This is a genomic window from Kitasatospora sp. NPDC059817, assembly GCF_042731835.1.
Lineage (GTDB): Bacteria > Actinomycetota > Actinomycetes > Streptomycetales > Streptomycetaceae > Kitasatospora.
Genome location: NZ_JBHWIR010000010.1, coordinates 1 through 18685 on the forward strand (window position 1 = coordinate 1; position 18685 = coordinate 18685).

Below are 18685 nucleotides of genomic sequence, written 5' to 3' on the forward strand. Positions count from 1 at the left end.
GTTCTTACACCCCCCCAATCCAACCACACAAAAATCGCGCCCGCCCCCCCCCCCCCGCGGGCCCCCCCCCCCTCGACGACCCAAGACCGATAGAAATGGGAGGAGCTCGAAAACTCCCGGTCGACAATCAGCTCCGCCACGAGTCGAGAGAGACGCTCGGGCCATCGGTGAGATAGCTGATCAGAGCGCCCCTGGTAGTGGAGACGAATTCCTCCGGTACGGCACCGACGCCGACCCACGCAACGTCCGAGTGCTTGGCGGGTTCCCCGTTCGCGAGCTCACCGGACCACCGGTGAGCCGCGAAAACGACGGTCAGGAAGCCGTTGGGAGCCTCGACGCCGCGAGCACCATGGATGACGTGGACAAGTTGCAAGTCCTCGGGAGCAACGACGAGCCCGGTCTCCTCCCTGAGCTCGCGAACCGCCGTCTCCGTGATCGGCTCGCCTGGTTCGCTCTTGCCGACCGGCAGATCCCACAGGCCCTGCGCGAACTTGGCCTTGGGCCCCCGCCGGAGCAGAACGACACATTGAGCTTCAAGGTCATGGACGATGACGGCGGCGACCAACAGAGTCATCGACTCCGTAGCGGGCTTGAGAGCAGTCGTCTGATCGGCGATCGGCTGAGCCACGTCGGTCGGGTCCTGGTAGCCGCGAAGGCGCGGGTCAGTTTGCTGCATGGGGAACCGCCCGGCGGTAGAGGATCTCTCCCTCGGGGTCCAGGACCGCGATCTCGGCAGGCGGGGGTGCTGCGTCGCTGGCCCACAGCAGCACGCCCATGCCCGGCAGGCGGAGCGGTCGGTGGGTGGCCGGCACGGTGACCGGCGCCGGGAGGTCGCCGGGCAGCAGCACGCCCACAGGATGCTCGTGGCCAGCGGTGGTCGGGCCATCCGGGTCGTACCAGAGAATCGTCGCCGCCCGGCCGTCCGTTGGGGCGGTGGTGTCCAGGGCGCGGGTGAGCACCGCGACAGAGGCGAGCGAGCGGGGCGGCTCCGTGCGCTGGGTGGGGACGGCGGAGGCGAGGCGCACGGTTCCCGCGCTGCCGTCGACCTCGAGGAGCGTGCCGGGGGCGATGGCGGTCAGGGCGTCGGTGACGTTGGTGACGCAGGGGATTCCCAGCTCGCGGGTGATGATCGCGGTGTGGGAGAGCGGTCCGCCGGTGGTGGCCACGACGGCGGCCGGGCGGGCCAACAGTGCGGCGACCGCTCCGGGGTCGAGTGCGCCGCAGACCAGGACGCGGCCGGCGGTATCGGCGTCGAAGGTCGATGGTCCTGCGCCGGTGCCAGGGGCGGCCGGGATGCCGTGGAGCACCTGCGCGTCGGTGAGGGGGGCGGACGCGGCGGCGTCGGTGAGCGGCACGGTCAGCGGGCGCGCCTGGACGAGGTGGAGCTGCCCGTCGGGCGTGATCGCCCACTCGATGTCGATGTGCTCCAGGCCGAGGACGTCTGCGGCCTGGGCGGCGACGGTCAGCAGTCGGGCGCGCAGGTCGTCGGCGAGGACCGGCCCCTCAGACAGGGCGCCGGGGGTGTAGAGGTGGAGGATGCCCGATCCGGACGTCTGGACCTTCGCGGTGGTGGCGGAGCCGGGGGCGAGGGTCACCCACTCGCCCGGGGGCATCGTCAGCTCCTGCGGCGTGCCGGGGAGCAGGAGCACCGATTGGGTGGTGGGGCGAACGGCCGCTTGGCCGTCGGGGCCTGCGGTGTGGATCTCTCCGGTCCGACTGCCGCTGACGAGCGGCTCGGCGAGGCCGTGGACGGCTTCGATCCGCCAGCTGCCGCGGGTGATGTCTGCGGCGAGGACGCCCGCGCAGGCCGGCCGCAGGACCGGCTGCACCAGGACCGCCATCTGAGGCGGCGAGGCTTCGGCTCCCAGGGCGCGGCTGTAGGCGGCGACGGCAGGGTTGTGAACGGAGGCGCGGACGGCGCGGACGGCGTCCAGCAGCGCGGTGGGGTGGGCGAGGCAGATCCGGGAGGTGTAGAGGCCTGCGTAGGAGGCGCTGGTTCCGTCCTCGGCGACGGCGGAGGAGCGGGCGATCAGCCCGTGGGGCGCCGCACAGCTCTTGAGGATCTCAGCGACGGCGGACGGCAGGAGGCCGTCGGGGTAGCCGACGGGGATCACGACGCCTTCGGTGATCGGGAGCCCGGCGGCGGTGAGGCGGGCGAGAGTGGCGGCCTTGGCTCCCGCGCTGGTGCGCTCCAGCGGCTCGTTCAGGGAGCGCAGGGTGGTGCTGGTCATCGGGCGGCTCCCAGGTGGAGGAGGTCGGCGGTGGTCACGGCGGTGGGGTCGATGTCGGCCCGCTCGCAGCAGCGGCGCGCGGCCGCCAGGTAGCGGTGGCGTTGGATCTTGCGGCTCTCCTCGCTGTCGGCCGCCCACCGGCACACGGCGGTGAGCGCCGTCACCTGGCGGGTGGCGGCGGTGTCGCCGGCGGCGGCCAGGAGCGCGGCCAGCGCCCAGGCGTCGCGCAGTACGGTGGCGCGGTGGCGGGCATCACCGATCGCTTGGAGTTGGCCGTCGGTGTCGGTGCGGGCGGTGGTGACGATCAGTTCGGCAACGGCGGTCCGATCTTCGAGCGGCATGGCAGCGGCGGCGGGCGAGCCGTGTCCGTAGAGGGTGCCGGTGCGGGCGCTGACCGCGGTCGCTGCGGCGGCCAGGTCGGTGCCGTCGCGGACGGCGGCGGCGTTGGACAGGAGGAACTGGTGGGCGTCCAGCAGGTGTCCGGCCGCGTCGGGGGTGTTGAGGACGAGAAGGCAGGCGCGGCCCTGGTGCCGGCCGCCCAGGAGGTCGGTGAGCAGGTCTTCCCACTGCTGTTCGGGCAGCAGCCAGTTGACGATGTGCGTGGACATCACGTCGAGGAACGCTGTTGTGGCCCGCGCCAGGCAGGTCCCGGTCTTCCCCCCTGCGACGCGGAGGGCGTGTTCGAGGCTGTCGAGGGCCGTGTCGGTGTGCTGGCGCCGTTGTCGGGCAGCGGCGACCATGGCGGCCGCGTAGTCGGGGTCGCCGAGCTGTCGGTGCCAGGATTCGGTGAGCGTGCGGTGGTCCGGTTCGGGAATGTCGACGATTCCCGCGCGGCGCAGCTGCCCGTAGGGGCGCGGGTCGTTCATGAGGACGGTGGGCCACCTGGTGAGCGAGGTGGTGTAGAGGTCGAGTTCCAGGGCGGTGCTGCCGGGCCTGGTGCGCTCGTAGTCGCAGGTCAGGTGGCCGTTCCAGACGGGTTCCACGGGCCTCTCCATTGGCTGGGTTGACGATGCGCCAGTCGGATCGGTGACTGGTGGGCATGTCGGGGGTGAGGGTTGTGAAAGGCTCGGCCCGGCCGCCGGACCGCGAGGGCCTGGCGGCGTGAAGGTGGGCCCGGTGCCGAGGAGTTGCGGATGATCAAGGAATCGACGGCGAGTGCATTCCTCTTCCACGTGGATGGGGATGGGGTGTGCAGGACGGCTCTGGTGTGGCACCCGCGGTTGGAAGAGTGGCTTCCGGCCGGCGGACACATCGAGGCCGATGAGGGTGCTGCCGAGGCGGCGGTGCGGGAGGTGCGGGAGGAGACCGGGTTCGATGCGGAGCTGCTTCCCGGGCCGTCGCTCGCGCTTCCCGCCGGCTTCCCGCACACCGCGCCCGTCGCGCCGTGGTGGGTGGTGGAGATGGATGCCTGCGCCGACAACCACACCCGTGAGCCGCATCGCCACATCGACCATGTGTTCGTCGCTCGGGTTCACGAGCGGGGCGCGGATGAGGGGGCGGTGCACGAGGTGCGGTGGTTCACCGAGCAGGAGGCCTCCGAGGCCGAGGGGCTCGCGGAGGACTCTCGGCTCCAGCTGAAGGCGTTGTTCGCGATGATCAGCGACGGATCGCTGACCGTCGCTGCTTGATCCGGGATCAGAAGAGAGCGTCCTGCTCCGCCTCCGGCGGGGCGGCGACCTGCTTGGGCTGAAGGCCGGCCGCCGCGTCCAGATCCAGGAGGGTGCGCCACCGCCCGGCGGCGCACCCGTCCGTCAGCAGCCGGGAAAGGACTTGGGCGGTGACCTCGGCGTCCGGCATCGCGCGGTGCCGGCCCGCCGGTTTGGGGATGCCGTAGTAGCCGAGCAGGGCATCGAGCCTGTAGGAGCCGAGCCCCGGCAAGAGCGCCCGGGCCAGGCGCACCGTGTCCAGCAGCGGGGTGCCGGCCAGGACCGGGCAGTGTGCGCCCTGGTGGGCAATCAGTCCGGCCTCGGTGGGGGCATGGTGGGCGACGATCCGGTACGACGGCGAGGCCAGACCGGAGTCCAGCCGGGCCATCACCTCGGCGGCCGGAGCGGCATCGGCGAGCATCTTCTCGGTGATGCCGGCCTGTTGGACGTCGAGCGAGGTGACCGGGACATCGGCGGGAGGGCGGATCAGCGCCTCGAACCGGCCCACCTCGGCCAGTCGGCCGCCGCTGGGGCGCAGGGCCAGGGCGGCGACCTCGATCGGCTCGGCGGGCCGGCCTGCCGGGGTCACGGTCTCGAAGTCCGTGACGAGGAATGTCGTTACGGCGAACCGCGGATCGTGCATCAGCGCGTCCATCGCACGGCCTCCCGTCGAATCGTCAACGCCCTTCGCTGGATGGCCTCGTCGGTGTCGTGTTCGGTGAACGGGACGGCCAGCAGGGCGTCCACCGTAACCCGCGCGTGGGGCAGATCTCCGGAGGCGAAGCGGGAGCAGGCCGGGTGGAGGTGGGCGGCGGTCAGGCGGTGGGTGCCGGTGCTGTTGGGCACGCCCGCCTGAGCGAGGCGGGCGGCGAAGGCCCGCGGGTCGGGCAACGTCAGCCGCCACAGCGCGGCATACCCGTTCGGTTCCTCCCCCGCAGCCGCCGTGATGGGTTCCAGGCCGGGTGTGCCGTCCACGGCGCGGTGGAGGGCGGTGGCCTGCTCGCGGCGCTGCGCCAGGGCTTCGGGGAAGCGGGTGAGGTGGTGGCGGGCGAGGGCCGCCAGTGGCTCGGCCAGCCGGAAGTTGACGCCGAGGTGGGTTCCGGCGGGGGCGTCAGGGGCGTCGCTCTGCCAGTGGGTGCGGTAGGCGGCTGCCCGCGCGGCGAAATCGGTGTTGTCGGTGAGGAGGTATCCGCCTTCCCCGCACGCCAGCAGCTTGCCGTCCTTGAGGGAGAAGCAGCCGATGTCGCCGATGGTTCCGGCCTGGCGGCCGCCGCTGGTGGTGCCTTGGGCCTGGCAGGCGTCCTCGATCAGCCGCAGGCCGGTGGCGCGGGTGTAGGCAGCCAGGTCGTGGATGCCGTCGGTGCGGCCGGCCAGGTGGACGGCGACCACGGCCCGGGTGGCGGGGCCGGTCTTCGCGGCGAGGTCGTTCAGGTCCATGCCCCGGCCGTCGGCGGCGGCGTCCACGAACACCGGGCGGGCGCCGCAGGCGGCGACGGCGGCGACCGTCATGACGACGGTGACGGCGGGCAGGAGAACCTCGTGGCCCTCGCCGATGCCGCAGGCGGCCAGCGCGGTGGTGATCGCGGCGGTGCCGGAGGAGACGGCCACCGCCCGGCAAGTGCCGAAGGCGGCGACGAGGTCGGTCTCCAGGAGGGCGGTCTCCTGGTAGCTCGCCGGGTCGGGCATGCGGGCGACGGCGGCGGCCATCGCCCGGTGCGCGGCGCTGTTGCGGTCAGGCATCCGGCGCCTCCGGTCCGGCGGCGGTGAGGATGCGGTCGAATCCGGTGAGCGGCCACATGTTCACGCAGTCGACGCTGAACAGCGAGCAGTCGGCAGCGCAGGCGGCCGGGGCCGGGAACAGGTCCTGGGCCTTGGCGTCTTTGATGGTGCGTTGCCGCTGCGGCGGCGTGGCGGCGATCTTCAGGGAGGACGGGCAGTCCCACACCGTGCCGTCCGGCTCGATGAAGAAGAGGGTGTTCCCGCCGAAGCACCCCGGCACGAGGCCGGTCGGCTGTGCGACGGCGGAGGCGATCTGCCCCGGGTACGTGCGCGAGGGCAGGGTGATCGGCAGGTTGGCGGAGTACAGGTCTTTGAACCGCTGGCGCAGCTGAGGCAGTTGCTCGGGGGTGAGGGACAGCGTGTCGGCGAGCTTGTGACCCGAGTCGAGGGCGATCGGCTGCGGGACGGCGTAGTCGCAGCCGAGCGAGGCCGCCAGTTCGGGCACGGCGACGACGTCCGCGAGGTTGAGGCGGGTGATGACGCTGTAGATGCCGACCTTCGGCCTGGGCGCGCAGCTGCGGGCCTGGATCAGCGCGCTGATGCCCGACACGACGGCCTCCCAGCCGTCGCCTTCACGGCGCGGCGGCCGCCAGCGGTCGTTGTAGGCGGGGTCGGCCGAGTCCAGCGACACGGACACGGCGTCCACGCCGAGTTCGACCAGTGGCTCGCGCAGGTCGGGCTGGTTCAGGGCGACGCCGCTGGTGCACACCACGACTTCCAGGCCGCCGGCCTTGAGGACCTGGATCAGCTTGATGATCGGCTTCCACAGCAGCGGTTCGCCGCCGGCGAGGAACACCCTGCCGACCGGCGAGTGCGCCAGGGTCTTGGCGAAGGCGAACACTTCGGCGGTGGTCAGGTCGTTGGGCGACAGGTGCGAGAGCACCCCGGGGGCGGTCGGCATCTGTTCGCGGTGCTCGGGGATCGTCCCGAAGTAGCAGGCCAGGCAGCCGTGCGAGGCGCAGAACGAGCGCAGCCCCCACAGCACGCTGATCGGTCCCTTCACTGGTTTGTTCCCTCCGTGTGGTTCGAGGCGGCCGCGGTGCGGCACGCCTCGGCGATGAACTCGATGGCTTCCGCCTCGCCGGTGGTACGCCGGTCGAGCAGCACGTACCGGTCGGGCCGGTCGTTCGCGAGCAGGTGGTAGACGCGGTCGGCCCGGCTGATCAGCGCGCGTTCGCTGCCGGTGCACGGCTGGCCGGTGCGTTCCTCGAACCGGGCCAGACACCTCCCCGGTTCGTCGGTGATCAGCACGGTGGTCGTGGGCGGCGGTCGCCACGCCTCGATGAGGTGCGCGATGGCCTGGGCCTGCTCCAGCGCCCAGGCGTCGGTGGCGCCGTTCGCCTCGGCGAGCACGGCGGCCTGGTAGACGGCGACCGAGGTCGGGCCGCGGTCCTCCAGCACGACCTGGCCGGCGCCCGCCGCGGGCAGGGACTCGAAGCGGTGAACCTGCAAGGCCGCCAGCAGCAGCGTCTCCGTGCGCGGGTGCCCGGTGCGCAGGAACCGGTCACCGCAGCCGTGCAGCGCGGCGATGACCTGCCTGGGCAGGCCGCCGGGCGGAGAGTCGGGAAGTTCGACCATCGGCACGCACAGTTCGCCCAGTACGGCGGCCACGAGTCGTCCGAGGCGAGTCTTGCCGACGCCGTTGATCCCTTCCAGGTCCACCCACGCGGTCACCGCGCACCGCCTGCTAGAGCCGCGACCCGGCGCAGCCGCTCCACCGTCCGGGGGTCGTCGGCCAGGGGCGCCAGCAGGTACTCGGTGGCGGTGCGGGAGCCGTGGGCGCGCACCCCGCGCACCGTCATGCACTGGTGCTCGCCGACCGCCCACACGGCGACCGCCTTGCTGCCGGTCAGCCGGGCGACCTCCTCGGCGACCTGGGCACTGAGGCGTTCCTGCAACTGCAGGGCGTGGGCGTGCCGCTCCACGATGCGCACCAGCTTGGACAGGCCCAGCACCTGGCCGGCGGGCGCGTAGGCGACGCACACCTGGACCGTGAACGGCAGCAGGTGGTGCTCGCACACGCTGGCGGTGCGGATGCCGCCGACGGCGACGCAGCCCTCTCCCTCGGCGTGGTGCTCGAAGACGGTGTCGGTGGTGCCGGGCTCGTACTCCAGGAACTCCTTCCAGAACCGGGCGACCCGGCCGGGTGTGCCGGTCAGACCCTCGCCGGTGACGTCCTGGCCGAGGGCGTTCAGCAGCTCGCCGATGATCGACTCGACCCGCGGGGCGTCGATACCGGGCGTCGCGGGCTTGTCGTGGGCAGCGGTGGGGTTCACGCGTTGGTCTCCTCGATCGTCGGTGCCTGGGGGTGCAGACGGCCTCCGGCTTCCAGGAGCCGGAGGGCACCGGGGCCGTGGTGGGCGAGCAGGTCCAGGGCGGATGCGGCGGCGCCGGTACTCGGGCGCATCACGGCGGGCGGGTGGTAGGTGGCGACCTCCACGCCGATGCCGCGCTCGGTGAGCCAAGCGGTGTCGAGGTAGTCGGCGGCGCCGGTGCCCACCCGCAGCACGTTCGTGCCCATGCGCCGGCACAGGTCCGCGAGCATGGCGGTCTTCGCGCCGTCGGGCGCGATCTCACTGGAGCGCTCAAGCCGCACCTCGAGGCCGAAGGCGTCCAGCATCACCGCCAGCAGCGCCTGGTTCAGGTCCGCGAGGTGCGTCCACGGGTGCTCGTAGATCGGCAGCAGGCGCTGCTCCAGCCCCGGCCAGTGGGCGGCGCGGCCGTAGGCCTCGCGCAGGGTGCGCCAATGCCGGCCGCGCCACCGGTCGTCGGCGACCAGGGCCTTGGCCAGGGGCTCGCCGAAGACGCGGGTGACGGGAACGGTCAGCCGGATGCGTTCCCCGAGCGGGCCGGTGACGAAGTTGCGGTTCTGCCAGCCTCGTTCGCTGTAGGGGACGTGGTCGAGCAACACGAGCCTGTCGACGTCCAGGAGCCGGGAGAAGTAGCCGGGCCAGGGCAGGTAGGCGGGCTGGTGCGCGACCAGCACGTCGTGGCGGGCGGGGCCTCGCATGTCAGGCCGCCATCCGGTAGATAGCGAACCGCTCGGCGAGCCCGGTGCCGATCGCGGCGCCCGCGGCTTCGTCCTGCGCGTGGATCTTCTCCAGGCTGCGCGGGTGCGGGGCCGGGCGCAGCTGGGTGGCGTAGCACTCCAGGGCCTTGCGCTTGGCGGGCCAGTGGCTGCTGGTGTCCACGATCAGCGGCCGGGTGGTCTTCGGGGCGAGGTAGGCGCGGTCCTCGGGCCCGTCGTAGCCGAGCACGGTCCACGGGACGTGCCGGTGGCGGGCGAGGGCGGGGCGGGCGGCGGCCAGGCCTGCGGCGTGGACGGCCTGGTGGTCCTGGTGGTGCGCGTCGGCGGCGGGCAGGAACAGCACATGGGGTCGGCTGGCGGCGAGGGAGGCGACGGGGCCGGCTTCGATCAGCTGGACGAGGTCGGGCAGGTGTACGACGGGGTTGGCGGCACGCGGGTCATCGACCCAGGCGATGGTGCGCGCCTTCACGCCGAGGGCGTCGCAGGCGTCGGTGAACTCGCGGGTGCGGGTGGTGGCGTCGGAGTGGCCGCCGTGCATGGGGCCGCTGGTGAGGGCGACGGCCAGGACGTCCACCCTCACGCCGTGGCCGGTCAGCTTGGCGATGGTGCCGGCCAGGCCGAGCGATTCGTCGTCGGGATGGGGGGCGACCACCAGGGCGCGGTCGCCGGGGGCGAGGTTGAACACGGGTGCCCTCCTCTTGTCCGTGGGAAGGAGTCGACGGGGCCGCACAGCGGGTGCGTGCGACGAGGGTGGAGCTCGTGAGGTGAGGGTGTTACAGGCCGAGGGCGGTGAGCAGCGCTTGGGCGGCGTCCTCGGGGTTGAACGCGGTGATCCGGCCCGGCGCCGCACGGCTGGCGACCCGGTACGCGTCCGGGTCGGCCAGCAGGCGGCTCAGCGCGTCCCACAGGCCCGTCTGCCCGTCGGCGGCGGGAACGGCACGTCCGGCCGGGCCCGTCATCGTGGGGACGTTCCCGAAGTCGAAGCCGATGACGGGCGTGCCGACGGACATGGCCTCGGCGGCGGTGTGGCAGAACGTCTCCGGTTCGGTGGAGGAGATGACGGTGGCGGCCGCCCCGGCCAGGTACGCGGGCACCTCCCGCCATCCGAGCGCGGGCAGGATCCGCACCACGTCCGGGCGGCGGGCGGCCTGCTCACGGCAGGCCGCGAGCACCTGGCCCTGCATGCCGGTGAAGAACTCGAAGTCGGCCTCGGCCAGGACCAGTTCGACGGGCCGGGCCCAGCCCTCGGGCATCGCGGCCAGGAACTCCGCCAGGCCCTTGGCGGGCTCCACCCGGGAGGCGATGCGGATCGGCCCTTCCCTGCGCAACATCTCCCGGGTCCCGTCGGGGACGGGGGCGGGATCGGTGAGCAGCGCGTTGGGCACCGTGACCCACTCGCCGCGGTGCAGGCCGGCCGCTGCGCCCTCCTCGGCGAGGTACTGGCTTGCCGGGCACACCACGTCCACGGCGGCCAGTGCGCGCTGCCACCGGTCCTCGCCGCTGGGCCTGATCTTGTGGACCATCAGCGCCGAGGTCACCCCGGCCGGTGCGGGGTTGAGGTAGCCCAGGCCCCACAGGGTGTCGGCCCAGCAGGCGGCGTCCACCCGGTGGCGGGCCAGGATGCCCTGGACCTCCGCCACCACCGGCGCGGGATCCGCGAGCGCGGCGAGGACGTCCTCGTTCAGCGCCGGGCGCGGCAGGATAACGCTCTCCAGCCGGACCAGGCCCGGTTCCAGCAGGTCGTCCGGCCCGGCGGGACCGGCGGCCAGGATCAGCGGTGTGTGGCCGAGTCGGCGCACGCCCTCCACCAGCGCGGCGATCGATCGCTCGATCCCGCTGGGGTGGTTGGGCCGGTAGGACAGCAGGCAGAACGCGATCGTGCTCACGGTGATCCCTCCCTCTCGGCCGACGCCGGGGCGTTTTCCTCCCATGGGAAGACCACCCAACAGCCGACGGTTTCCCCAATGCAGGTCACGGCCTCGTGCGGCCGCCGGTCTCCGGTCCAGTTCGCCTCGTTGAGCACCAGTACCGCGCTGCGCACCCGCGCCGCTCCCGCCTGCTCCGCCAGGCGGACGGAAGCCGCGAGGGTGTCGCCGGTGCCGGCCACGTCGTCCACCACGAGGACGTCGAGGCCGGACAGGTCTCCGAGGGAGGCGGCGTTGCGCGCCACCGGCCGGGCCGTCTTCGCGGCGTTGGTCGAGTCGTCGACGGTGTGGGTGACCTCCACCGCCCGGACGTCCCTGACAGCGAGGCGGTGCGCCAGCAGCACCGCCGGGACCATGCCGCCGCGGACGACGGCGACGATGGTGTGCGGGATGCCGACTTCGCCCGTCGCCGAGGCGATCCGGCCGGTCTGCGTCTCGATGTCGCCCCAGGTCAGGTTCCTGGGCGCACGATCAGCGGCCACGTTCGTCCCCCCACAGCAGCGTGTGGAGGCGGGGGCTGAGGTTCCAGCGCCGCTCGATCGCGGTGTCGGCGAGAGCACGCATACCGTCGAGAACGGCCGTGGCGGTGGTGGCCTGCGGCATGATCCACACCCGTTCCAGCCCGTACGCTTCCTGGAGGGCGGCGACCTCGTCCGCGTCCTGCGGGCTGTCAAGGACGAACTTGAAGACCGCCCGGTTGGTGGCCTGGAATGCAGCCAGCACGTCGGGCTTGATCCTGCGCACCTGCGGCATGCCCATGTGCGCGAGCTTCGGGGAGACGACGTACAGCGAGATGTGCCGGTCGAAGGCGGACTCGGGGGCGATGGTGCCGTTGGTCTCGACCTCGATGCGGCGTCCGGCCTCGGTGAGGCGGGCGGCCGCCGGCGCCAGCTGGGCCTGCTGCATCATCGGCTCGCCACCGGTGATGACCACGAGCCGGGTCGGGTGCTGGAGGAGTTCGGCGGCGACCTGCTCGGGGGGCACGCGGCGGGTCTGCTCGGAACGGGAGTAGCGGTTCCAGTCCCACGAGTAGGGGGTGTCGCAGGTGTTGCACGCGAGGTTGCAGTCCCCCATCCGCAGGAACGACGCGTGCTGCCCTGCCGAGGGGCCCTCGCCCTGGATCGTCGGGCCGAACGTCTCGCAGAGCACGATGCTCTGGCGCGGGCTGTTCACGGGCAGCAGCGTCCGGCCGGTCATGCGGCTGCTCCGGCGTCCGGGGTGAACTGGGCCCAGGTGGTCTCCGTCTCCGACACGCGCACGGTGTAGGGCCGCCCGGTGGGGCCCGACAGGCCCCGGGCGGAAAGCCAGTCGGCCAGGTGCGCGGCCAGGTTCTCGGAGGTGGGGTTGAGGTCGGGGAGGACGGCGTTGAGGACCTGTCCGTGGAACGCGGCCATCAGGTGTGCGCGCAGTTGGGCGGGGATGGGCAGGTGCTGCCCGTGGTTGGGCCCGGTGGGCAGGGTGATGAGGTAGGCGTGGCCGTGGGGCCGGGCGCACTTGTGTCCGACCGGCAGTCCGCGCAGCCAGTGCCGCGCCCGGAAGTAGACGGCTTCCGGGTCAGGGGGACTGCTGGGGCGGCCGGTGAGGATGCGTACCTCGCTCAGTCGTCCTCGGGCGCCGACGGGCAGGTTCGCCGCCGCCCAGCGGTGGAGGTGGCCGGCGATGCCGGTGTCGGTGACATCGGCGAGCAGGGTGTCGAGGTCCTGGTGGTCGAGGGCCGCCTCGATGTGCCTCTGGAATGCCGCGAGGTCGCCGAAGTCGCAGACGAACCCAGGTCCGGTCAGCTTATGGGCCGTCAGGGTGAGTTCGGCGGTCAGAGAGTCGCTGGCGTCTGCGCGGTTGACGGTTCGGGCGGCCTCGAACTTGGCCCGCTTGCCGATGGTGTAGGTGCCGATCGGGCGTCGTCTCGGGATGACGGGCTTGTTCAGCCGACCTGCGGGCGAGCGATCGAGCGGCGGAGAAGAGTGCGGCATTGACGGTGCACCTTTCGGCGCAGGGCAGCCTGAACTCGACTGCGACAGATGGATGGTGACGGATGGACATGACTGCGTGGACGGATCGCTGCACAGCAACCCCGCGGCGACGAGCGAGCGTCGACGTCAGGTGGGGACTGTCGCGATCTGTGCTGAATCGAGCACACACCGCCAGCGTCGCGACGACAATGGCGTGGCGCGATCCAACAGCGATCCCATTTCCGAGGAGCGCCGCGATGCCCGATCAACTGCGGAACGACATGCGGGAAGCCCGCCGCGCATCCGGCATGGCCTGGGCGGACTTCGCTCGCGCGAGCGGGTTCGGCATGGCGTACATGCGCAACGTCGAGAACGGCAACCGGCGGGTGACCGACTCGGTCGCCGCCGCCTACGACCGGGTTCTCGACACGGGCGGAGCGTTCGCCGCTGCTCTTGCGGATGCCGCCCCTGTGGACGTTCCTTGGAACCAGGCCGGGGCAACCCTGGCGGTTCTCACGAACCTGGTAGACGGGAGAAGAGTGGATCGCAGGGGGTTCCTCGCCGTCGGCGCCGCACTGTCGGCGTCGGCAAACAACTGGATCACGGCCATCCGACGCGCCCTACTGGACCCGCGGGCCACACCAGTGGACGGCCCGGCCCTGTTGGCGGGACTGGAGGGCCGACTCGACCACCTGCGCCGAGTGGACGACGAACTCGGCAGCGGCGAGGTCTACACGGCAGCGCGCAGCGACCTGGCCTTGACAGTGGCTGCGATCAAGTCCGGGCGTTACAAAGGCAGCCACCTCGTGCGGCTGTTCGCGATCGCCGCCGAGGCGGCCCGGCAGGTCGCCTGGAGCGCTTTCGACCAGGACCGCTTCGGAGTCGCCCAGAACTACTTCGACGCCTCCCTGCGGGCATCCGCCGAGTGCGGTGACGTGCTCGCTGGTGCCTACACGCTCTCGTTCGCCGCCATCCAGTGCTACTCCACCCCCAACCTGGCCAACCGGGCGGTGGACCTCCTCGACGCGGCCAGGACCCAGGCGCGAGGCCGGAGCACCCCGCGAATGGAGGCGATGCTGGCCGCCCGCACCGCCCGAGCGCTGTCCAAGGCTGGCGCGAAGGAGCAGGCCAAGCACCAACTTCACCTCGCTCGCGCGGCGTTGGACAAGGGGAAGCGGGAGGACGACCCGAACTTCCTCTACTGGGTGGACTACGGCGAAATCGAGATGATCGCCGGCTCGTCCGCTCTGGAGCTGGGCGACCCAGCCGAGGCCCTGAGGTGCTTCGACGCCGGGATGAAGGCCTCCTACCCGGGCGACGAGGAATTCCCCCGCAGCCACGCCATCTACCTTGCCCGGACGGCGGAGGCACACCTGAAAATGCACGACCTGGACGCTGCCGTGGCGACAGGCAGGCACGCGGCGGCCTGCCTGGGGTCAGTCGACTCCGCGCGCTCCGCCACCCAACTGCGGGGCCTGCGCGAGAAGCTGGCCCCGCACACCGCCCACGCGGGGGTTCGCGCCTTCCTAGAGGCCGGGTAGGTGCAGAAGCTTGCGCAGTTGCCGGGCCACCAGGTCCTCGTCCAGCCCGTGTACCGGGGTGAAGCCGAGCTTCTGAGCAGCGGCGAGATTCTCCTCGCTGTCGTCCACGAACAGGCACTCCGTGGCGCGGACATCAAGGTTTTCCAGCACGATCCGGAAGGCCGCAGGTTCGGGTTTGCGGACACCGTGCTCTGCCGACAGCACCACCACATCGAAGGTGCCGTGCAGGTCGAAGCCGGTGTACGGGTCGTAGGGCTGCCTGCCGAGGCTGTTGGACAGTACCGCGGTCCGGATCCCTGCCGCACGGGCTTCCCGTGCGACCCGGAGGACCGGGTAGGCCGGAAAGGCGTCGTGGAGGTATCGGCCCAGCAGGTTGTCCGGCTTCACGCCCATCAGGGTCGCGAACCCGCTGTTCCAGTCCTCCTGGCTGATCTGGCCGAGTTCGAGGCGGCGGAACAGGTCCTGCCCTCGGGGGTCGGCCCAGGCTCGCAGGAAGGTTCCCCGGGCGATCCTCTCCCGATCCTCGAACCACGTGATGACCTCGACCATGTTCGAGGTCAGGACACCGAAGAAGTCAAAGATCACCGCGCGAAACGAAGGCACTCCAGCTCGCTCCATCCGCAAAGCGTACGGGCCACCCTCAGCGTCCCGACACCCCGCCGAACGAGAGTTGCCTCAGGCCGATCGTCCCGGGCCCAGCCGACAACTTACGGTGGAAGGCGGTGCCGCGTTGGTCGGTCGCGCGTCTTGGCCGGCGGCTGCACCGAACGCTCAAACGGCGCGCTCACCGTCGTCGCCCTCGCTGCGGTGCCGTCGGCCTCCGGGACGACTCTGGGAGCCTGGACGACGTGACCACCACCCGCCTTCACTGGGCAGACCTGCCCGGCTCCGTACACCGGGCCGTCACCGCCCGCCTCGGCGTGCCCGTCCTCGCCGCGCAGACCGTCTCGGCCGGTTTCAACTCCGAGATCGCCGCCAGACTCAGCACCGCCAGGGGCGCCGTCTTCGTCAAGGGGATGCAGCTGAGTCACCCACGCGTGTGGACGCAGCGACGTGAGAGGGAGGTCAACCGCTACGTGGAAGGCCTTGCCCCCACCGTCCTCTGGCACCTGGACGTCGACGGCTGGAGCCTCGTCGCGTTCGAGCACGTCGAAGCCCGCCACGCCGACTACAGCGAAGCCAGGGACCTGGAGCTGATGGTCGACACCCTCAGCCGGCTCGGCAGTACCCCGTGCCCCCCGATCGAGCTGCGCCGTGCCGAGCAGCGATGGGCCGCCTACGTGGACGACCTCGAGGTGCTGTCCCGGTTCGGCGGCAACCACCTGCTGCACACGGACCTGAACAACGAGAATGTCCTGATCCGCGAAGACCATGCACTTCTCGTCGACTGGGCGTGGGCCACCCGGGGAGCGCCCTGGATCGACCCGGCCCTGTGGGTAATCTGGTTGATCGCTGCGGGCGGCCACGGCCCGGCTGCGGCGGAAGCGTGGGCCGCCAGGGTCCCGGCCTGGCACACCGGCGGTCCGACCGTGGTGGACGCCTTCGCGCAGGCTCAGGCCCGGATGTGGGCCGAGATCGCCGGAGACGATCCGGACCCGTGGACTGCCGGGCTGAACCGGGCGGCTCAGCAGTGGGCCCGTTTCCGCGGGCGCAGCTGAGGTCTGCGGCCCCGCCCCCGGCTGCGGATGTCAGTGGGCGGGTGCAGACTCGCAGAGGGTCGGGGAGGGTGCGTGCGCGCGCCCGACGGAACCGGCCTGGTCACGTCTTCCGTCGAAGGGGCACCACCTCATGCTCACCACCGACTTTCCGACCGGCGCGCCCTGCTGGATCGATCTCGGCAGCCCGGACATTCCCGCCACGGCCGAGTTCTACGGCAAGGTGTTCGGCTGGACGTTCCGGTCCGGCGGCCCGGAGGCGGGCGGCTACGGCTTCTTCCAACTGGGCGGCAGGACGGTCGGCGCGGTCGGCCCGCTCGACGAGGGTGACCAGCCGACCTGGACGACGTACTTCCGTACGGCCGACGTGAACGCCACCGCGCAGGCCGCCGAGCAGGCGGGCGGTTCGGTCCTGGTCCCGCCGATGGACGTCATGGGCGAGGGGTGGTTCGCCCAGTTCGCCGACCCGCAGGGGGCCAGGTTCGCGGTCTGGCAGCCGGGCGCGACCACCGGTCTGGACGTGGTGTCGGAGGACGGCGCGCTGGTCTGGTCCGAGCTGCACACTTCGGACCAGAACGCCGGGTTCGGCTTCTACCAGGCGCTGTTCGGCTGGCGGGTGGAGAAGTTCGAGCCGGCTCCGGGCATGGACTACCGGGTGATCTCGACTTCCGAGGGCGACCAGCAGGCCACGGCCTTCGGCGGCATCGCCCCGACGATGCAGCCGGGTCAGCCCTCCGCCTGGACGCCGTACTTCGCCGCCGACGACGTGGACGCGGTGATCGCGAAGGCGACGGCGGCCGGCGGCTCGGTGCTGATGCCCGCGGAGACCGTGCCGAACGTCGGGCGGCTGGCCTGGCTGGCGGACCCGCACGGTACGCCGTTCGCGCTGATCAAGGGCGAGCCGCCGCAGGCCTGAGACAGAAGGCCTGAGAACGCGCAAGGCCTGAGAACGCGGGAGGGCCCGCCATTCCGAAGCCGGAACAGCGGGCCCTCAAGCCGTACGGCCGGTCACCGCACCGGGTGCCCGGCCTCCCGCAGCGCGTCCTTGACCTGCCCGATCCGCAGGTCCCCGAAGTGGAAGACGCTCGCGGCGAGCACCGCGTCCGCACCCGCCTCGACGGCCGGCGCGAAGTCGGCGAGCTTGCCGGCGCCGCCGGAGGCGATGACGGGCACGGAGACGGTCTTGCGGACGGCCCGGATCATCTCCAGGTCGTAGCCGTCCTTGGTGCCGTCGGCGTCCATCGAGTTGAGCAGGATCTCGCCGGCGCCGAGTTCGGCCGCGCGCCCGGCCCATTCGACGGCGTCGAGGCCGGTGCCCTTGCGCCCGCCGTGGGTGGTGACCTCGTAGCCGGACGCGGTCTCGGTGCCGGGGGGGCAGCGCCGGGCGTCGACGGACAGCACCAGGACCTGCCGCCCGAAGCGCTGGGCGATCTCGCGGACCAGTTCCGGCCGGGCGATGGCGGCGGTGTTGACGCCGACCTTGTCGGCGCCGGCTCGCAGCAGCTTGTCGACGTCCTCGACGGCGCGGATGCCGCCGCCGACGGTGAGCGGGATGAAGACCTGTTCGGCGGTGCGGCGGACCACGTCGTAGGTGGTTTCCCGGTCGCCGGAGGAGGCGGTGATGTCGAGGAAGGTCAACTCGTCGGCGCCCTCGGCGTCGTAGAGCTTGGCCATCTCGACCGGGTCGCCGGCGTCGCGCAGGTTCTGGAAGTTGACGCCCTTGACCACCCGCCCGGCGTCGACGTCCAGGCAGGGGATGACACGTACGGCGAGGGTCACGGCTGTTTGCCTTCCAGGGTCTTTGCCAGCCCGGATCGATAGGCGTCGAGCTCGATCTCGACCATCATCCGGGAGTCGATCAGCCCGTCGACCACCACCATGGTGGCCACCGGGCGGGCGGCGTCGAAGAGTTGGTGGTGGGCGCGGCCCACCTCGTCGGCGTCGCGGACGTGGGTGATGTACATCCGGGTGCGGACCACGTCGTCCGCCGTCAGACCGTACGCGGCGAGGGCGTTGAGCCCGACGCCGAACGCGGCGAGGGTCTGCCGGTAGGGGTCTCCCTCGTGCTCGATCCGGCCGTCCACCCAGGCGGTGGAGCCGGCCACGTGCACGTGGTCTCCCGCGGCGACCGCCCGCGAGTAGCCGAACTGGTCCTCCCAGGGGGAGAATCCGCCGACCCTGCCACGTACGATCCGACGTTCCGTCATCCTGAAACCGCCTCCAGGGCCTCTTCGAGGGTGAACTTCTGCTCGTAGAGTGCCTTGCCCACGATGGCGCCCTCGACACCCGCACCGACCAGGCCGGCGATGGCGCGCAGGTCGTCGAGCGAGGAGACGCCGCCGGAGGCGACGACGGGGCGGTCGGTGGCGGCGCAGACGTCGCGCAGCAGCTGCAGGTTGGGGCCGGTCAGGGTGCCGTCCCGGTTGACGTCGGTGACGACGTAGCGGGCGCAGCCCTCCTGGTTGAGCCGCTCCAGCACCTCGAAGAGCTGGCCGCCGTCGCGGGTCCAGCCGCGGCCGCGCAGGGTGGTGCCGACGACGTCCAGGCCGACGGCGATCTTGTCGCCGTGCTCGGCGATGGCCTTGGCGACCCACTCGGGGGCTTCCAGGGCGGCGGTGCCGAGGTTGACCCGGGTGCAGCCGGTGGCGAGCGCGTTGGCGAGCGACTCGTCGTCGCGGATGCCGCCGGACAGCTCGACCTTGATGTCGAGGCGGCCGGTGACCTCGCGCAGCAGCTCGTAGTTGGTGCCGGTGCCGAAGGCGGCGTCGAGGTCGACCAGGTGCAGCCACTCGGCGCCGGCGTTCTGCCAGGCGAGGGCGGCGGCGAGCGGTTCGCCGAAGGAGGTCTCGGTGCCGGACGCGCCCTTGACCAGGCGGACGGCCTGGCCGTCCCGGACGTCGACGGCGGGAAGCAGTTCGAGGCGGCTCATAG

General features: G+C 72.0%; 22 protein-coding genes. 4 read left to right on the forward strand and 18 right to left on the reverse strand.

All coding sequences use genetic code 11. The features are described from left to right. Window positions 1-127 precede the first annotated feature (127 nt). Genes ACFV61_RS03580 through ACFV61_RS03590 form a run of 3 tightly spaced genes read right to left on the reverse strand, consistent with a single transcriptional unit; the run spans window position 128 to window position 3214 of the window. Window positions 128-676 carry an NUDIX domain-containing protein gene (locus tag ACFV61_RS03580; protein WP_380489886.1) on the reverse strand — a complete coding sequence of 183 codons (549 nt, stop codon included), beginning with the start codon at window positions 674-676 and terminating at the stop codon, window positions 128-130. After that, window positions 663-2231: a PEP/pyruvate-binding domain-containing protein gene (locus tag ACFV61_RS03585; RefSeq protein ID WP_380489888.1), complete on the reverse strand. Its 1569-nt coding sequence runs from the start codon at window positions 2229-2231 to the stop codon at window positions 663-665. The genes ACFV61_RS03580 and ACFV61_RS03585 overlap by 14 nt, the downstream gene beginning before the upstream one ends. Continuing rightward, window positions 2228-3214 carry a hypothetical protein gene (locus tag ACFV61_RS03590; protein ID WP_380489890.1) on the reverse strand — a complete coding sequence of 329 codons (987 nt, stop codon included), beginning with the start codon at window positions 3212-3214 and terminating at the stop codon, window positions 2228-2230. The genes ACFV61_RS03585 and ACFV61_RS03590 overlap by 4 nt, the downstream gene beginning before the upstream one ends. A 150-nt stretch (window positions 3215-3364) precedes the next feature. Here ACFV61_RS03590 and ACFV61_RS03595 point away from each other — a divergent pair, with 150 nt between their 5' ends. Next, window positions 3365-3859 (forward strand): NUDIX domain-containing protein, encoded by a 495-nt coding sequence (locus ACFV61_RS03595; protein WP_380489892.1) that lies wholly within the window; start codon window positions 3365-3367, stop codon window positions 3857-3859. 7 nt (window positions 3860-3866) lie between these two features. Here the strand turns inward: ACFV61_RS03595 and ACFV61_RS03600 are convergent, their stop codons facing one another. The 11 genes from ACFV61_RS03600 to ACFV61_RS03650 form a co-directional block, all read right to left on the reverse strand. Continuing rightward, window positions 3867-4532, reverse strand: coding sequence for a PolC-type DNA polymerase III (locus ACFV61_RS03600; RefSeq protein ID WP_380489894.1), 666 nt, complete (start codon window positions 4530-4532; stop codon window positions 3867-3869). After that, window positions 4520-5617: a DegT/DnrJ/EryC1/StrS family aminotransferase gene (locus ACFV61_RS03605; RefSeq protein ID WP_380489896.1), complete on the reverse strand. Its 1098-nt coding sequence runs from the start codon at window positions 5615-5617 to the stop codon at window positions 4520-4522. Before ACFV61_RS03605 ends, ACFV61_RS03600 begins: the two co-directional genes overlap by 13 nt. Further along, window positions 5610-6659, reverse strand: coding sequence for a radical SAM protein (locus ACFV61_RS03610; protein WP_380489898.1), 1050 nt, complete (start codon window positions 6657-6659; stop codon window positions 5610-5612). Before ACFV61_RS03610 ends, ACFV61_RS03605 begins: the two co-directional genes overlap by 8 nt. Beyond that, entirely contained in the window at window positions 6656-7330 is a 675-nt protein-coding gene (locus ACFV61_RS03615; RefSeq protein WP_380489900.1) for a thymidylate kinase, read from the reverse strand. The genes ACFV61_RS03610 and ACFV61_RS03615 overlap by 4 nt, the downstream gene beginning before the upstream one ends. Beyond that, entirely contained in the window at window positions 7327-7932 is a 606-nt protein-coding gene (folE, locus tag ACFV61_RS03620; protein ID WP_380334064.1) for a GTP cyclohydrolase I, read from the reverse strand. The genes ACFV61_RS03615 and folE overlap by 4 nt, the downstream gene beginning before the upstream one ends. Beyond that, a complete protein-coding gene (locus tag ACFV61_RS03625; RefSeq protein WP_380489902.1) occupies window positions 7929-8666 on the reverse strand; it encodes a WbqC family protein in 738 nt (245 codons plus the stop codon). The genes folE and ACFV61_RS03625 overlap by 4 nt, the downstream gene beginning before the upstream one ends. 1 nt (window position 8667) lies before the next feature. Further along, entirely contained in the window at window positions 8668-9369 is a 702-nt protein-coding gene (locus ACFV61_RS03630) for a PIG-L deacetylase family protein (protein ID WP_380489904.1), read from the reverse strand. An 88-nt stretch (window positions 9370-9457) separates the two neighbouring features. Beyond that, window positions 9458-10570 carry a glycosyltransferase family 4 protein gene (locus tag ACFV61_RS03635; protein WP_380489906.1) on the reverse strand — a complete coding sequence of 371 codons (1113 nt, stop codon included), beginning with the start codon at window positions 10568-10570 and terminating at the stop codon, window positions 9458-9460. After that, on the reverse strand, window positions 10567-11091 hold the full coding sequence (locus tag ACFV61_RS03640) for a phosphoribosyltransferase (RefSeq protein ID WP_380489908.1): 525 nt from the start codon (window positions 11089-11091) through the stop codon (window positions 10567-10569). Before ACFV61_RS03640 ends, ACFV61_RS03635 begins: the two co-directional genes overlap by 4 nt. Continuing rightward, window positions 11081-11806 carry a 7-carboxy-7-deazaguanine synthase QueE gene (locus ACFV61_RS03645; protein WP_380489910.1) on the reverse strand — a complete coding sequence of 242 codons (726 nt, stop codon included), beginning with the start codon at window positions 11804-11806 and terminating at the stop codon, window positions 11081-11083. The genes ACFV61_RS03640 and ACFV61_RS03645 overlap by 11 nt, the downstream gene beginning before the upstream one ends. Continuing rightward, a complete protein-coding gene (locus tag ACFV61_RS03650; RefSeq protein ID WP_380489912.1) occupies window positions 11803-12579 on the reverse strand; it encodes a 6-carboxytetrahydropterin synthase in 777 nt (258 codons plus the stop codon). Before ACFV61_RS03650 ends, ACFV61_RS03645 begins: the two co-directional genes overlap by 4 nt. 236 nt (window positions 12580-12815) lie before the next feature. Here ACFV61_RS03650 and ACFV61_RS03655 point away from each other — a divergent pair, with 236 nt between their 5' ends. After that, entirely contained in the window at window positions 12816-14099 is a 1284-nt protein-coding gene (locus tag ACFV61_RS03655) for a helix-turn-helix domain-containing protein (RefSeq protein WP_380489914.1), read from the forward strand. Here the strand turns inward: ACFV61_RS03655 and ACFV61_RS03660 are convergent. Beyond that, complete coding sequence (locus ACFV61_RS03660) at window positions 14085-14717, reverse strand: HAD family hydrolase (RefSeq protein ID WP_380489916.1); 633 nt, start codon at window positions 14715-14717, stop codon at window positions 14085-14087. The two genes, ACFV61_RS03655 and ACFV61_RS03660, sit on opposite strands and share 15 nt — an antisense overlap. A 230-nt stretch (window positions 14718-14947) precedes the next feature. On the opposite strand from ACFV61_RS03660, the gene ACFV61_RS03665 reads away from it, so the two are divergent. Next, complete coding sequence (locus ACFV61_RS03665) at window positions 14948-15757, forward strand: aminoglycoside phosphotransferase (protein WP_380489918.1); 810 nt, start codon at window positions 14948-14950, stop codon at window positions 15755-15757. Window positions 15758-15887: 130 nt separating this feature from the next. Beyond that, entirely contained in the window at window positions 15888-16670 is a 783-nt protein-coding gene (locus ACFV61_RS03670; RefSeq protein WP_380489920.1) for a VOC family protein, read from the forward strand. A 92-nt stretch (window positions 16671-16762) separates the two neighbouring features. On the opposite strand, the gene hisF is transcribed toward ACFV61_RS03670, so the two are convergent. From hisF to priA, 3 genes are read right to left on the reverse strand one after another with little or no spacing between them, the layout of a single operon-like run. Then, window positions 16763-17533, reverse strand: a complete 771-nt coding sequence (gene hisF, locus ACFV61_RS03675; RefSeq protein WP_063347178.1) for an imidazole glycerol phosphate synthase subunit HisF — start codon at window positions 17531-17533, stop codon at window positions 16763-16765. Further along, window positions 17530-17961, reverse strand: coding sequence for a RidA family protein (locus ACFV61_RS03680; protein ID WP_063347179.1), 432 nt, complete (start codon window positions 17959-17961; stop codon window positions 17530-17532). Before ACFV61_RS03680 ends, hisF begins: the two co-directional genes overlap by 4 nt. After that, window positions 17958-18683: a bifunctional 1-(5-phosphoribosyl)-5-((5-phosphoribosylamino)methylideneamino)imidazole-4-carboxamide isomerase/phosphoribosylanthranilate isomerase PriA gene (gene priA, locus ACFV61_RS03685; protein WP_350885736.1), complete on the reverse strand. Its 726-nt coding sequence runs from the start codon at window positions 18681-18683 to the stop codon at window positions 17958-17960. The genes ACFV61_RS03680 and priA overlap by 4 nt, the downstream gene beginning before the upstream one ends. Between the last annotated feature and the right edge of the window lie 2 nt (window positions 18684-18685).